General features: G+C 67.6%; 12 protein-coding genes. 3 read left to right on the top strand and 9 right to left on the bottom strand.

Annotated elements, in window-relative coordinates:
- Nucleotides 1-27: 27 nt before the first annotated feature.
- Nucleotides 28-1,668: a flavin-containing monooxygenase gene (locus OG943_RS24570; protein WP_328603257.1), complete on the bottom strand. Its 1,641-nt coding sequence runs from the start codon at nt 1,666-1,668 to the stop codon at nt 28-30.
- 61 nt (nt 1,669-1,729) lie between these two features.
- A complete protein-coding gene (locus OG943_RS24575; protein WP_328603258.1) occupies nt 1,730-2,311 on the bottom strand; it encodes a TetR/AcrR family transcriptional regulator in 582 nt (193 codons plus the stop codon).
- 73 nt (nt 2,312-2,384) lie between these two features.
- Here OG943_RS24575 and OG943_RS24580 point away from each other — a divergent pair, with 73 nt between their 5' ends.
- Both OG943_RS24580 and OG943_RS24585 read left to right on the top strand, forming a co-directional pair.
- A complete protein-coding gene (locus OG943_RS24580; protein ID WP_328603259.1) occupies nt 2,385-2,879 on the top strand; it encodes an FBP domain-containing protein in 495 nt (164 codons plus the stop codon).
- An 834-nt stretch (nt 2,880-3,713) separates the two neighbouring features.
- Complete coding sequence (locus tag OG943_RS24585; protein ID WP_328603260.1) at nt 3,714-5,240, top strand: alpha/beta hydrolase; 1,527 nt, start codon at nt 3,714-3,716, stop codon at nt 5,238-5,240.
- 351 nt (nt 5,241-5,591) lie between these two features.
- Here OG943_RS24585 and OG943_RS24590 read toward each other — a convergent pair whose 3' ends face one another.
- Together OG943_RS24590 and OG943_RS24595 are read right to left on the bottom strand one after the other, a co-directional pair.
- Nucleotides 5,592-5,978 (bottom strand): GNAT family N-acetyltransferase, encoded by a 387-nt coding sequence (locus OG943_RS24590; RefSeq protein WP_328603261.1) that lies wholly within the window; start codon nt 5,976-5,978, stop codon nt 5,592-5,594.
- Nucleotides 5,975-6,208 carry a hypothetical protein gene (locus OG943_RS24595; protein WP_328603262.1) on the bottom strand — a complete coding sequence of 78 codons (234 nt, stop codon included), beginning with the start codon at nt 6,206-6,208 and terminating at the stop codon, nt 5,975-5,977. The genes OG943_RS24590 and OG943_RS24595 overlap by 4 nt, the downstream gene beginning before the upstream one ends.
- Nucleotides 6,209-6,436: 228 nt before the next feature.
- Between OG943_RS24595 and OG943_RS24600 the strand changes: the two genes are divergently transcribed.
- Nucleotides 6,437-6,844, top strand: coding sequence for a nuclear transport factor 2 family protein (locus OG943_RS24600; protein WP_328603263.1), 408 nt, complete (start codon nt 6,437-6,439; stop codon nt 6,842-6,844).
- A gap of 937 nt (nt 6,845-7,781) precedes the next feature.
- Here OG943_RS24600 and OG943_RS24605 read toward each other — a convergent pair.
- The 5 genes from OG943_RS24605 to OG943_RS24625 form a co-directional block, all read right to left on the bottom strand.
- Nucleotides 7,782-8,963, bottom strand: a complete 1,182-nt coding sequence (locus tag OG943_RS24605) for a radical SAM protein (protein WP_328603264.1) — start codon at nt 8,961-8,963, stop codon at nt 7,782-7,784.
- A gap of 30 nt (nt 8,964-8,993) precedes the next feature.
- Nucleotides 8,994-10,346 carry an MATE family efflux transporter gene (locus OG943_RS24610; RefSeq protein ID WP_328603265.1) on the bottom strand — a complete coding sequence of 451 codons (1,353 nt, stop codon included), beginning with the start codon at nt 10,344-10,346 and terminating at the stop codon, nt 8,994-8,996.
- Nucleotides 10,347-10,698: 352 nt separating this feature from the next.
- Complete coding sequence (locus tag OG943_RS24615) at nt 10,699-11,958, bottom strand: diaminopimelate decarboxylase (protein ID WP_328603266.1); 1,260 nt, start codon at nt 11,956-11,958, stop codon at nt 10,699-10,701.
- Nucleotides 11,955-13,328, bottom strand: coding sequence for a hypothetical protein (locus OG943_RS24620; protein WP_328603267.1), 1,374 nt, complete (start codon nt 13,326-13,328; stop codon nt 11,955-11,957). Before OG943_RS24620 ends, OG943_RS24615 begins: the two co-directional genes overlap by 4 nt.
- Nucleotides 13,329-13,381: 53 nt before the next feature.
- Nucleotides 13,382-14,116, bottom strand: a complete 735-nt coding sequence (locus OG943_RS24625; RefSeq protein ID WP_328603268.1) for an aspartyl/asparaginyl beta-hydroxylase domain-containing protein — start codon at nt 14,114-14,116, stop codon at nt 13,382-13,384.
- Nucleotides 14,117-14,258 lie beyond the last annotated feature (142 nt).

Here is a 14,258-nt window from a genome sequence, read left to right on the forward strand (position 1 = left end):
CTCGCCTTCGTCTTGTGGGGCCGCCGGTCACCCGGCGGTCAGGACGAACCCTTCATAGCCCGCCGCGGCGACCACGTCGCACCGCTCGCGGTACGTGCCAAGGCCCCCGGCGTACGGCATGAAGACGCGCGGTTTGCCGGACACATTGGCGCCCAGGTACCAGGAGTTCGCCTCGGAGTACAGCAATGCCTCGCTCACCTCGTTGACGTGGCGCACCCAGTCCTGCTCGGCCCGCTCGGTCGCCTCGACCGCGACCACGCCCCGCTCGCGGGCATAGCCGATGCACTCGGCGATCCACTCCACGTGCTGCTCGATCGACATCACCATGTTGGTCAGGACCGACGGGCTGCCGGGCCCGGCGACCAAGAACAGGTTGGGGAAGCCGGCGCTCTGCAGGCCCAGGTAGGTGACCGGCCCTGCCGACCACTTGCCGCGCAGGGTGCGTCCGCTCCGGCCGCGGATGTCGATGGAGGCCAGGCTGCCGGTCATCGCGTCGAAGCCGGTGGCGAACACGATCACGTCGGCTCCGTGCTCGGTGCCGCCTACGACCACGCCGCGCTCGCTGAGCCGCTCGATCGGATTCTCGCTCACGTCGACCAGGCGGACGTTGTCGCGGTTGTAGGTCGCGTAGTAGCCGGTGTCCAGGCAGGGGCGTTTGGCCCCGAACGGGTAGCCGCGCGGGCACAGTCGCTCGGCGGTGGCCGGGTCGTCGACGATCTCGCGGATCTTGCCGCGGACGAAGTCGGCGACCTGGTCGTTGACGGTCCGGTCGGTCATCACGTCGCGGTAGCTGGTGGTCAGGCCGGACAGGGTGCCTGCCGCCCAGATCTCGGCGAACACCTCCTGCCGCTCGTCAGCGGTCGCCTCCAGCGCGCTGGTGCTGCCCTCGGGGACCCTGGACATGCCGACGAAGCCATGGCGGGCCCGGTCGCGCAGCTCGGGATAGCGCGCCTTGATCTCCTTGACCTCACCGGGTTCGAGGTCGCGGTTCCGGGCGGGAATCGCGAAGGCGGCGGTGCGCTGGAAGACGGTGAGCCGGGCGGCCTGCTCGGCGATGATCGGGATGGACTGGATGCCGGAGGAGCCCGTGCCGATCACGGCGACCCGCTTGCCGGTGAAGTCCACACCGCCGACCGGCCAGCGCGCGGTGTGGAACCAATCGCCGGCGAAGGAGTCGATGCCGTCGATGGCGGGCAGCTGGGAGGACGACAGGCAGCCGGTGGCCATGACACACCAGGTGGCCCGGTACTCCTCGTCCCGCTCGGTGCACACCGTCCACGACATCGCCGCCTCGTCGTAGTGTGCGCTGGCGACGCGGGCGTTCAGGCGGATGTCGGGGCGCAGGCCGAAGCGGTCGGCGACGTGGTTGAGGTAACGCAGGAGCTCGGGCCTCGCCGGGTAGCGTTCGGTCCACTCCCACTCCTGCTGCAGATCCTCGCTGAAAGAGTAGGAGTAGTCGAAGCCCTCGACGTCGACACGTGCGCCGGGGTAGCGGTTCCAGTACCAGGTGCCGCCGACTCCGTCGCCGGCTTCCAGGACCACCGCGTTCAGACCGGTTTCGCGCAGTTTGTGCAGCATGTACAGCCCGGAGAACCCGGCGCCGACGATCACGGCGTCGACCTGGGCCGGCGCCGTGGCTTCTCCGCTGCCGGCGAGGGTGCTGGACATGGGAACTCCGTTCGTGCGCGGGAAATGCGAGTCAGTCGAGGAGCAGGTCCGAGAGGTCCGCTCAAGGCGGGTTTGGCAGCCGCGGCCAGTTTTCGAGGACGGCGTCGAGGGCGTCCAGCGCCCGCGCCCACGACACGTCCGCCCCGCGCGAGGTGTGCCGGAACCCTCCCCCGCGCTCCAGGCTCACGTAACCATGGAACGTGCTGTGCAGCAGCCGCACCGCGTCCGTCTGATCAGGCTCGGAAAGCCCGTAACCACGCAAGAGCGCCCGGGTCAGCTCCGCGTGCCGACGCGCAGCGACGGGGTCCGGCGGCTCCCCGTCGAGTTCGAACTGCGTTGCGGCGTAGCGCCCCGGATGGTCCTTCGCGTAGTCCCGGTAGGCGTTCGCGAACGCCACGAGCGCGTCCTTGCCCGCTCGCCCCGCCAACGCGCCGGACACCTGGTCGGCCAGCTCGGTCAACGCCAGCGCCGCCACCCGCGCCTTCAGGTCCCGCGCGTTCTTGATGTGCGAATACAGGCTCGCGTCCTTGACCCCGAAACCACGCGCGAGCGCGGACACAGTCACGTTCTCGAAACCGACCTCATCGGCCAGCTCCGCCGCCGCCCTGGTCAGGCGTTCGGTGGTCACCCCCGCGCGCGCCATGGATCCCCTTTCGCCGTTCCTAGGATATTTAACCATTTGCCTAGATCCTCTAGGAAGAGCTACATTCGCTGCCATGAGACCCGTCACCGAGCGTGAGATCCGCGCGTCGTTCGTCAACTGCAGCAAGGGCGAGGCGAACCGGCTCGCCGTGCCCCGGGATCTCACCACCTCACCGTGGCACGACCTGGACTTCCTCGGCTGGCGGGACCCCGCCGCACCGGACCGCGCCTACCTGGTCACCGAGTCCGCCGACGAACTCGTCGGCATCACGCTGCGCCGAGCCACCCCGCCCACCGGGACCCCACGCAGCAACCTCTGCTCACTGTGCCTGACCACACACTCCGGCGGCGGCGTCTCACTGCTGACCGCACGCAAAGCAGGCCGTGAGGGCAAGCAAGGCAACTCGGTCGGATCCTACTTCTGCACCGACCTCGCCTGCTCGCTCTACCTACGCGGGAAGAAGAAGGTCGCCTCCGGTGAGCGGATCCGCGAATCCCTGACCACCGAGGAACAGATCGAGCGGGCCGTAACCAAACTCGCCGGATTCCTGGCCAAGGTGCGCGGATGAACGGCTGGACCAGCACCCCGATCGAGGCGGGCCTCGTGCATGCCGCCGCACCGGCTGCCCGCAGCGGCCAGGAAGCGCTTCCTTGTCGCCGCGGACGCGGGCAGTTCGGGTACATGCCCGGCCGCTTTCGGGCAAACATCGGCGTAATCGGTTCAAGTCTCCCAGCCGGCAGTGGAAAGTCATTTCAGCCCGTGATCATTTTCGCCAGGCTCTGAACGAATTCCCCAAGGAGCGTTACTCATGAACATCTTGCGCAAGGTCGGGCAGTCGGCCTTCCCGTCGCCGCCTCCGCGGCCATCGCGGTGTCGGCCGGCAGGCAGCCAGCCCTCCGAATGGGGGCTGGTCATCGAGTCCTGACCGTTCCGGACGGGGCAGCCCGGAAACACGTCACCTCATGAGGGCCAGGACGGCGCTCCGGCGGCGAACGCCAGGAAGGCTCCGGGAGCTCGATGTTCCCGCAACCCCAGCGGCCCGGCCAGGAAACCGGCGGCGCCGGGGCCTTTGAGCGTGGCCGGCAACCGCGCCGGCGATCGCCGGGTCGATCGCGATGGCGAGGTGGATCTGTGTGGTCAAACAGTTCCGTGGCCCGGCCACCCGCCGCGCCAAACGCTGCATGCTTCCAGGCCGAACCGCCATCGTGCGCCGACATGACGCCCGGTCCTTCCCCTCATGGGCGCCGGATCAGCCTCTCGGCCTGAGGTCCAGCCGGTGCCTGGGTGACCCTGGGGCGCTATCGGGCCTCGGTGGCGAGGGAGTCGGTCCAGCGATACGGGTTCGCGGGAACGCTGCCGAGCCAAGGTTCGATGTTTTTCCTACCACCATTCAGGAGTGACGTTGAGATCGACGACCCACGCGTTCGGGCTCGTATTCACCAGCGCGTTGATGCTCGGTGGTGTGCTGGGCGGGTTTCCCGCATCGGCCGCGCCGGCCACGACGGTCCAGTGGACGGCGTGTCCGGAGGACACGACCGCGGAGTGCGGCAGCCTGCGCCTGCCGGTCGACTACGGGAGCCCGGCGGAGGGAACGTTCGATCTCGCGGTGGCCCGCCGCAAGGCGACGGATCCGGCCAAACGGATCGGGGTCCTGCTGATCAACCCCGGCGGTCCGGGCGGTTCCGGGGTGGACTACGCGCTGCGTACGAACCTGTTCAGCCCGGACATCTACGCCCGCTTCGACGTCGTCGGCTGGGATCCTCGCGGCGTGTCCCGCAGCCGGCCGGTGATGTGCTCCAACGAACTGCTGGACCACCCGGCGTCGATCTTCCCGGCCAGCCAGGCCGAATTCGACGCGCTGGGCGCGTACAACCGCAAGCTGCTCGACGACTGCCGCCGGCGCACCGGGCCGCTCGCCGACCACGTCGACACCGCCTCCACCGCCCAGGACATGGACCAGATCCGGCGCGCGCTCGGTGAGAAGCAGATCAACTACTTCGCCGCGTCCTACGGCACGTTGATGGGCCAGCAGTACGCGGAGCGCTACGGCGACAAGATCCGCACCATGGTCCTGGACAGCAACATGGACCACAGCCTGGGCATCTGGGACTACGCGTCCACGGAATCGGCCGCGATGGAGACCACGTTCACCGAATGGGCAAGATGGTGCGACCGGACCCCGTCGTGCGCGTTGCACGGCCGGAACGTCATCCAGCTGTGGCACGACGTGCTGGCCAGGGCCGACCGCGGTGAACTCACCGATCCCGACCACCCCGGTACGCTCCTGCGCGCGCAAGACATCGTCAGCACCATGGGATTCGGCCTGTACCGGCCGAATCAGTACGCGTCGCTGGCCACCTACGTGCTCAAGCTGAGCCAGCAGTCCAAGAGCGATTCCGCCCGGCCGCGGACTTCGGCCAGCACGGAGAGCAACAGCGTTTACCAGGCGGCGGTCTGCTCAGACTGGAACTTCCCGATCCGTACCTTCGCCGAGTACCAGGCGCTGGAGGCCCGGGAGCGCGCGCTGGCTCCCACCATGCGCGGCGGAACAGTCGGCCACACCGACGTCACCGCATGCGTCGGCGTGACCGATCCGGTCACCAACCCCCAGCACCCGCTGAAAATCCGCAACGCGCCGCAGATCCTGATGCTCGACGCGGTCTACGACCCGTCAACGCCCTACGCCTGGACCGTCAACGCCCACCAGCAGTCGAGGAACACCACCACTCTGCTGACCTACGACGGCTGGGGCCACTCCTCCTACGACCGCAGCGGCAGCCCGTGCGTCCGAGCCGCAGTCGAGACCTACCTGACAACGCGGAAGACCCCGGCACCGGACAGTCACTGCGCGGCCGTCGACCCGCCCGGCGCCCCCAAGGCAGCAGCGGCGGAGAACAAAAGGGACGTCGCGCAGCTTCACGCCGGGTGAGCCGGGACGATCCGTTTCCGGATTCGCGCGGTGCCGGGCACGTGATGAGCCGACGTTCGAGGGCCCTGACGACTTGACTACCTGCCGCGGACCTCGCCGAAGCCCAGTTTCGCCCCGGAGCGGCTGGTGGCGCTGCCCTCGAACGACCTCGTCGCGGTCTTCCAGGAAGCTGCAGGATTCGCCATTGACGGCGAGCGGGTCGCGGCCACCCCAGGACACTCGGTACGCCCTCGACCGTCTGCGGCGACAGCGCCGATCTCGAGGTTCGTGCCGCCTCAACGCGCTCGCGGCCGCGCGCCGCGTCCCTCCACGAAGATCAACACCTGCGCGGCCTGGCCCAGTGCGTCACGCTCAGATCAGGAGTTCGTAGACGGCGCGGTGTTTGTCCGGTCCTTTGTAGTCGCTGATGACGGACACGCCCTCGATCGTCTGATCGCCGGGGACGTTGGTGAAACCTCGTCGTGTCCACGTGGTGTGGGCTGCGGTGTTGTCGGGTTCTGAGGTGAGGTAGAGCCTGCGGGCGCTGAGAAGTTGGCTGCGTTCGCGGACTGCGTTCAGCAGGGCGGTGGTGACGCCGGCGCGGCGGCGCACGGGGTGGGCGATCGGGCAGGTGGTGGAGAACAGGGTGGCGTAGAGCCAGTAGTCAGAAGCGGTGCGTGGCCGGATGTAGGGCGCGCCGAGGCTCATCAGCTCGATGACGTCGGGGATGTCGTGCTGGGTCAGTGGGCTGATCTTCATCGGTGCCTTTCGCTGGGGTGGACCAGTTCGACGAGGTTCTTGGCGGCGGTCGCGGGGTCGAGGGCGTCGACAATGCTGCGGCCGACGATAAGGATGTCCCAGTCCGGGCTGGCCGGCACCGCGGAGTCCGTGGTGCTGAACCAGCGGACGTGCAGGACATGCGGACTACATACGCTCTGTACCAGCAACTCCGACAGGCTTCGCAGGTTGGGTTCCGCCTCTCCCGCCATTAGCCTGTCCGAGCGCCATCGCTGCCTTGCAAGTCGTTGCAGGACGTTTCAGGTCCGAATACCCGCTGGTAGATGTTGCCACATTCCCCTCCGCTACCTGGGTTTGTCCGTCAGTTGCGACCGCGTTTCTCCGCGCCTGCCGACCGCACCCCGACGGATCTTGCCCAATTGACCCCTCATGGGTCGGGAAACAGTCCCGTGAACGCGCCGCGCGCTAACCTTGACGGCATGGAAATTCCCGCCGTCAAGCGGCTGATTGCGGCCATCAACGCGCACGACCTCGACGCGATCGCCAGCAACTTCGCCGAGGACGTGGACACCTCGCACCCCGCCCACCCCGCGCGGGCGTTCGTCGGCAGGGAGAACGTGCGGACGAACTGGGTCATGATCCTCAAGGCGTTCCCGGACATCCGCGTCGAGATCGTCGACTCGGCCACCGTCGGCGACACCTTCTGGGGCGAGTTCCACTACATCCGGCCCGGCGCGGCCGACATGCGCGGGGTCATCGTGATCACGGTGCGGGGCGACGAGATCGTGCGATCCCGCTTCTTCATGGAAGAGGTCGAAGCGGCGCCGGCCGAGCACCCGATGCCGAGTGTGCCCCCGAGTGGGGAACAGGAGCCGGTCGGTAGCTGAGTGCTCGTCACTGTCATCCCCGTCGACCGCGGGCGTAACCACGGGTACCAGGGTCTGACGGCACCGAGGCGCATCCCCGACGACACAGCGTCGAAGGCCGGCAATAGGACCTCGCACGATTACAGCGCCACACAATCCGGCGCGAGGCGCCTGCTCATCCCATTGCCCTTCATGGACGAGGGAACCCGACCGCCGCGGCGCCGAACCGCTCTTCCAAATCCTCATCGAACGCGCGCGAAGCGGAGATGACGCCGCCGATCTGAGCCAAGCGTTCCGGCCCTCGTGCCGGACGCGCGGCGCTCGCGACGCGCACCGTGGCCCCGCGCGACGCAACAATCGGCTACCGGACTATCGACGTCGTAACAGAGGCCCGGAAGGGCCGCTCCATAGCCAGCGGCAGGATCCTCGAGGAGGGCGAAACGATGACGACTTACAGGCATGTTCGGCGCGGGTCACCCAGCTTCTTCGCCTACCTCGACCGCTCCGGGTGGGTTCCCTCGACCACACCGTGGTCCGTCGCGTCGCGCTGCATATCCGCGAGCGCAGCGTCGCGGATATGACGAGCAAGTCCGGCGGCGTACCGGCACGCTCTGGTCGCCGCGGTGCTCGCGCGGCCCCGGACACCGCTGGTCGGCAACGCACCGAGCAGCGTCCTCGACGTCCCGTCCGCGGTCTCGGTTTCTGCTGTCCCAGTTACGTCACGCGGCGCCCGAACTCCGCGTAGATGGTGTCGCCGTCGATGAGTGCTTGGTGTGCCAGCTCTAAACGCCTGGCCATGGACGACCGCAGCCTCAGCTTGGCCGCATCGACCTTCACGCCACTTGATCCCCGTCGGACGGGATCCCCGACCAGCCGGGCGGTGCCCGAATCCGCCGGGCGGAAAGACCCGTCCGATCGACCAGGCCGCCGCCGAGATCGGCATCTCGCGCCAGTGCGGTCAGTGGCCGGCGCTCGGTACGAGCGGCAGCAGCCTGCGGTCCCCGTCCCCGTTCGATTCATCCCACCGGTCGGCGACCTCGGCCAGCCGGTCCTTCCACAGCGCGTCCGCGGGCGATGCGGACAACATCCGGTCGGCCTGTGCGGGGCAGTCGCACCGGGACCAGTCCAGCGCGGGCCGGAGGGTGGCGATGCGTGGATCGAGGTGGAACCTGACCAGGACATCGACAAGCATGGGACGGCATTCCGCGCAACCGTCCGGCCGGGCCTGGGTCACACCGTCCAGATCCGGGTCGTACCACGAGATGTCCAGATCCGAGATCCCGTCGCCGAACGACTCCGGCGACGACAGGTCCGCGAGCGCCCGCACCAGCATCCACAACGACGGCGGCTCCCACAGGCCGTTGTCATGGGCCCAGCCCAGCAGTGAACCCGCCTTGGCGCTCAACGGGAAAACCATCTTGGTGGTGAACCCGGCCACGCGCGCGCCCCGGACGCTCGCCAGCGTGTCCGCGTAAGCGGCGGCGTGCGTCAGCCCCAGGCCGCCCATCGTGATGTTCGCGATGGTGTCGAAGTCGTACTCGCGGGCTAGGGCCACCGCGCGTTCGTACGCGGACTGGGGCGAGGGCTTCAGGTGACACATCATGCGAATCTCCGGAGTCCATGACTCGACGCCCATCTCCACGACGACCCTCGTGGTCCGCGGCACCAGTTCCCGCAGCTCGTCGAATATCTCCGGGCCGCACAGTTCCGGGCGGGTCTCGAAGGCCAGGGCGACCGGCTTGCGCCGGGCCGCCGCGGTCAGCACCGACCTGAGCAGATCCCTGGGCACCTCACGCGGGTCCAGCAGGCTTCCGGACGGCGACACGTAGATCGAGGAACCCTCCGGGACACCGGCTATCTGCCACCGCACCGCGCGGGCCATCTGCTTGGCGTCGATCTCCGGGCCGACACCGTAATTGCACATGCTGCACTGGCCTGCCCGGTCGAACGTGCAGCCGCGCGTCCGGAACCAGAACTTGTACATCTCGCTGACCCGGCGCGGGCTGCCGGTCAGGATCGGCATCCGGTGCAGCGCGACGTTTTCGCTCTCGGCGGTGTCGAACGGCGGACGCCCCTCTCGAATGGTCTTGTTGATGGAGGTCAGTTTCGTCCGAAGCCGGCGGTCCGTGGTGCTCTGCACAGTGTCTCCTCTGGTCAGCGGAATATTCGGTTACACCGCAACGGAAGCCGCGTTCACCGCGGTCCGCCGGCTCAGCCGGCGCACGTGGCGGACGGCGATCGCGGGAATCACCACGCCGATCAGGTTGCACACGGCGACCGTGCCGTAGACGGCGGAAACGTCGCCGAGCTGATCCGTCGCCAGCCGGGCGATCACCACGACCAGGGCGAAGTAGACGACGTTCAGCACGACGGCCAACCGGCCGCCCTCCGTGTGCTCCATGACGGTCAACGACAGCAGAACCGGCCCCTGCACGGCGTAGGTCAGGCCCACGGTGGTGAGGAACGCGGCCGTCTGGTGGGCTATGCCCGCCTCGCTGTTCATCAGGTGCGCGTACGAGCCGCCGGCCAGCCACACCGCGACGGCGACGACCACGTACGCGCACGTCCCCAGTTCCAGGCCGCTGCGCAGGGTCCGGCCCATCTGGGCGTGCTCACCGGCGCCACGTTGCTGGTTGATCAGGATCGCGGTCGCCGCGCCCAGCATCATGCCCGGAAGGAACAACAGGTTCTGAGCGGCGGCGGCCACCGAGAATCCCGCTACCGCATCCGGCCCGAAACTGCTGATCGTGGTCAGCATGGCCATGTTGTAGACCGCGACGAGAAGGACGGAACCTGCCACCGGGATACCGATCCGGCGCAGGTGGCGCAGCACGTCTGCCTGCCAGACCCGCACCGAAGCCGGATGCCACAACTCGGTGCGGCGCAGGACGATCAGGCCGATCGCCAGCCCGGCCACGCTCGCCGTCGCGGAAGCGATGGGGATCGCGGCGATACCGATCCGGGCCACGAGCCCGAGTACGGCGACGCCGCCGATGTTAATGAGCGAGGCACTCATCGTCACGATGATCGCACCGCGGGTATGGCCGTAACCACGTAAGCAGGATGCGGTCAGAGCGGGCCCGAAGCCGAGCAGCCCGGCCGACAGTGTCCACCGCAGGAAGGAGATGAAATCCTCTCGCTGCAAGGTTTCCACATGCGCGAGATCCGCCAAGCCGGGCGCGGCGACCGACAGCGCCAAGCACAGCAGCGCTCCGCTCACCAGCCACACCCGGGCCAAGCTCCCCGCGGCCGCGAACACGTCGCCCGGCCGTTTCCTCCCCCGGCTGATGGCGGCGGACACCTGGTTGCTGATCGCGAAGGCTCCGGTGACGGCGATCATCGAGAGATCCACCGGCTGGTAGAGAGACCGCACGTACAGGGCGCTGCCGCCCATCGCACCCATGATGCGCACGATCCCCAACAGCACCAGGACGTCGGTGAGTTCGGCCAGCGCCAGTGCCGCGGCGGGTTTGCCCACCAGTGCCCAGAGCCTCAGTTTCCCGGTCAGTTTCTCCGAACGCACGCAACGACCTCCACTCAGCGGGCTTGCCGGGACAAGGCGCTGGCCGCACCCGGCTCCGCGCCATCCGTGGCAAGGTTTTCGGATACCGGCACCTGGCCCGGGTCAGCCTCCGGAGATGTCAAGGCTCCCCCACCACATCGAATGGATCGGTGCGATAACAGTGGCACGCGGCTCGTCCGGCTGGAACGAGCGAACGGCCGGACGCCCGGCCTGCCAGGTCGAGCACCAACCCCTGGGCATACACCAAAGGGCAGAGCGCGAAGTCGTGCCGGATGAAGGGCGCGGATCAGGCGCACGCCAGCTGATCGGGTCTGCCGGCTATCCAGTGCTGATCGGGTCATGGCAAGGCTGATCAATGCTCGAGCGGGATCTGCTTGCCGATGATGTCGGCCAGACCGTCACGCCGCCGGATCAGCTGGCTTTTGCCGTCCTTGACCAGTACTTCGGCCGGGAATCCGTGGCTGAGGAAAAGGCCGGGCGAGGCCGACGGACCGTACGCACCGGACCGGGTCACGCCGATCAGGTCGCCGGACCGGAGCTGGGGCAGCCGGGCCTTCTTGACCAGCAGGTCGTTGGGCGTGCAAAGAGGACCTGAGATGTTCCAGGGCGCCTCGTCGTCCGGCGCGTCCCGGTTGAGCAGCGTCACGGGAAAGTTGCGCTTCACATACGAACCGATGCCGACTGCGGCCATGTGGTGGTTGGTACCGCCGTCGGCGATGGCGAACCGCTCGCCGAACGACTCCTTGACGTAGCGGATCCGGACGACGTAAGTACCCGCCCTGGCCGTCAGATAGCGCCCGAGTTCCATCAGCACACGGACTCCCGGGCGACGTGCGCGGAACTCCGTGACCACCGGGTTGAGCTGTCCGGTCAGCACCTCGACGTCGAGGTCGTCCTCCCCCTCGAAGTAGGCGATACCGAGCCCGCCACCGACGTCGACGATCTCCAAACCGCACGCGAGCCGTTCGGTGATCCGCTCCGCCAGGTCCAGGATGCGCTCGGTGTTCTCCACGATCACCGGCTCCCGCAGAATCCGTGTTCCCATGTATGCCTGGATTCCGACGACCCGCAGGTGGGGCCACCGTTGGGCGGCCGGCGCCGAGGCCAGCAGCGCTGCCTCGTCGATGCCGAACTGACGGGCCTTGCCGCTCATGGTGAGGCCGGCGCCCTTGACGGAGAACTGGGGGTTGACGCGCAGCAGCACCTGCGCCGAGCCGCGAACCGATGCGACGAGACTGTCGTACTCGTCCAGCTCCTCGAACGATTCGGCGATCAGGAACCCGGCCTCGCCCTTGGCGCAGGCCTCCAGTTCCAGCCGGGTCTTGCCGGGGCCGAGGAAAAAAATGCGGTCGGCGGGGACGCCCGCGCGTTGCGCGGTAACGAGTTCCGCGAGGGAGGACACCTCGGCTCCCGCTCCCAGCCGGGTCATGGACTGGCAGATCGCCAGGTTCGGGTTAGCCTTGAGCGAGTAGAGGATCTCCACCGTTTCGTCGAGCCGCGAGCGTAACCCGGTGTACTGCTCGTTCAGCTGGTCGGCGTCGTAGACGTACTGGGGTGTCCCGAACTCCTCCGCCAACGCGGTAGCCGGTATGCCCTGGAAGTTCGTGGTCACCGCCGGCCACCCTTCTGCCACGCGGCCAGTGCCGCGGCGATCTCGTGATCCGTGTCCTCCACCGTCGCCAGGTCCGGCCCGACCAGCATGCCGTAGAGACGTCCCGCGCCGCCGGCCGAAAGACCGCTGTTCACCGTCGCGTAGTTGTTGATCAGCAAGCCAGCTTCCGAGCCGGGGCCGAGCAGGGCGGAGCCGAGCCCTTCGCGCAGCTTCGTGAAGGGCAGCGGAGCGTCAAGCTGGATCGCATAGTGTTTGGCGACCGCGGTGCGGCCCGGCCCGCCGACCAGTTCCCAGAGAGATTCCTGATAGGTCGACATGTTGTTACGCGCGTTGATTTCGACGATCGGGTAGACACCGCCGTCCGGGTCGATCATGGCATCGACGCCGACGACCCCGAAGTATCCGTCCGCGGCGAGGGCCTCGCCGACGCGCTGAGCAGTGTCGGCCACCTCCTGACGTTGGGTGCCGGAAAGCCGTGCCGGGAACAGGTGGCCGAGATGCACCCCGGACCGCGTCAGGGATTCCTTGACGAAGTCCAGCTCGATCCCGCCATCGCGGGAAATGGTGAACTGGTAGTTGAGGTCGGTGGACTTGGGCACCCATTCCTCCACGACCACGGCCAGCCGCTCGTCGCCGGTCCGGTCACGTCGTCGGGTGAACATGCGGGTGAGCTGGGCGATACGGGACGTCGTGGCCAGCTGAAGAATGCCCTTACCGGACACACCGTAGGCATCCTTGACCGCTACGCGCCCGCCGCCTTCGACGACGTCGTAAGCCCACTCGGCGGCCTCTTTCCACCGGTCCAAGGTGTCACACCACCTGCCCGCGGGTTGGCGCAGGCGCAGCTCGTCGGCGAGCCGGCGGCTGTAGACCTTGCTGTTGACCGCCTTGCAGACGGCCGCCCCAGGGGTGCCGAGCGGAAGGCCGGTCGCCTCCGCGAGTTGTTCCTCGCGGACCGAGACGCCGTGCGGCACGATGACCGCGCCGCTGTCCCGCAATCCGGACAGTTCTTCCAAGAGTGAACGGTCGCCCAGTGCGTCGTCGCTGACCGACCGGGAAGGATCATTGACGCCGGGAACGAGAATCCGCGGCGGCCGCCAGCCAAGCGTGGTCAGGTAGTCGAGGTAGGCCGGATCGGGATTCTCCTTGAGCACCACGACGTCATCGGGGCCGCCGAGCGTCACCGTGAACTCGTCCATCCGATTGACGACCAGATCCGATGCCTGAGTGCTGAAGGTGGGAAGTCCTGGCTCGCCCCAGCCCCATTGCCGCTCCACCTCGAAGTTGCCGAGGAACACCAAGGGGGCGCTGTCGTCGGCACGGAGCGCGGATCGCAGGCGTCGTAAGAAGGCCGGGCGCGCGTGATACATGGATCAAGCCTGAGCCGGCAGGGCTGCGAACACGGACCGGTCGACGATGAGCTTCATTTCTTCTTGCCCCTCTCGGTGAGCTTGCGAACCTCGGTCACGAGGCCCACCAGCGCTTCACGTTCCGGGGGTGTGGTGTCGGGATGCCAGAGATCCATCAGCAGGCAGGTCCGGGGACGGTCACCGCGGTTCCACGCTTCGTGTTCGAAGGAGTAGTCGAACAGGAGGCACTTGCCTTCACGCCATTGCCGGGTTTCCTCGGCGACACGAATGCCGCAGTTCTCGGGGATGTCGACGGCGAAGTGCAGGACGATGCTGAAGTTCCAGAGGTCGTTGTGCGGCGGGATGCTGGTTCCCGGCAGCAGGGTGGAGAAGTGACTTTCGAGCAGGGTGCAGAGCTTGCCCTTGGCGACGACCTCGTTCTTCAGGATGCCGAATGCCGTCGGCGCGGTATCGGACGCCTCCTCCACCAGCGAACCCTGGCGATAGAGGTGCAACGCCTGCCACTCGGGTTTGGTCATCAGGAAATTCTCGAACGTGGAGAACTGGTCCGCCTGCCAGGCCTTTTCGTATTCCGCCTTGATGGCGGGGTAGCCGGCCTCGAACGCTTGGACCACGGCGGCGATATCCGGGTGCTCGTACGGTTCGTGCCAGGGAGTCTGGGGAATCCCCGGCAAGATCATCGAGGCGCCTTGCTGGAGCGGATGGCGATCGATACCGTTTGCCTTCAGCATGCTCTCCACCCGTTCGATGGAGAATTCGCCGTAGCGTTCCTTCACCGACGCGAACATGGCATCTAGCTCTCTTTTCACCGTGCCCCTTTCCGGTAACGCCGGCCTGGCCGCGCATGGCGCCTGAGCCAAACCTAATGCCGGATCTCGTCGTCGCAACGTAGCAAAGCGGCTATGCCGTAGGGTCTAGCTGCTGAGGCTA

It is taken from the genome of Amycolatopsis sp. NBC_00345 (assembly GCF_036116635.1).
Lineage (GTDB): Bacteria > Actinomycetota > Actinomycetes > Mycobacteriales > Pseudonocardiaceae > Amycolatopsis.

Bases quoted from the DNA above. Each gene is read 5' to 3' on its own strand.
- OG943_RS24570 (WP_328603257.1), bottom strand. From the start codon at position 1,668: ATGTCCAGCACCCTCGCCGGCAGCGGAGAAGCCACGGCGCCGGCCCAG.
- OG943_RS24575 (WP_328603258.1), bottom strand. From the start codon at position 2,311: ATGGCGCGCGCGGGGGTGACCACCGAACGCCTGACCAGGGCGGCGGCG.
- OG943_RS24580 (WP_328603259.1), top strand. From the start codon at position 2,385: ATGAGACCCGTCACCGAGCGTGAGATCCGCGCGTCGTTCGTCAACTGC.
- OG943_RS24590 (WP_328603261.1), bottom strand. From the start codon at position 5,978: ATGAAGATCAGCCCACTGACCCAGCACGACATCCCCGACGTCATCGAG.
- OG943_RS24595 (WP_328603262.1), bottom strand. From the start codon at position 6,208: ATGGCGGGAGAGGCGGAACCCAACCTGCGAAGCCTGTCGGAGTTGCTG.
- OG943_RS24600 (WP_328603263.1), top strand. From the start codon at position 6,437: ATGGAAATTCCCGCCGTCAAGCGGCTGATTGCGGCCATCAACGCGCAC.
- OG943_RS24620 (WP_328603267.1), bottom strand. From the start codon at position 13,328: ATGTATCACGCGCGCCCGGCCTTCTTACGACGCCTGCGATCCGCGCTC.
- OG943_RS24625 (WP_328603268.1), bottom strand. From the start codon at position 14,116: ATGTTCGCGTCGGTGAAGGAACGCTACGGCGAATTCTCCATCGAACGG.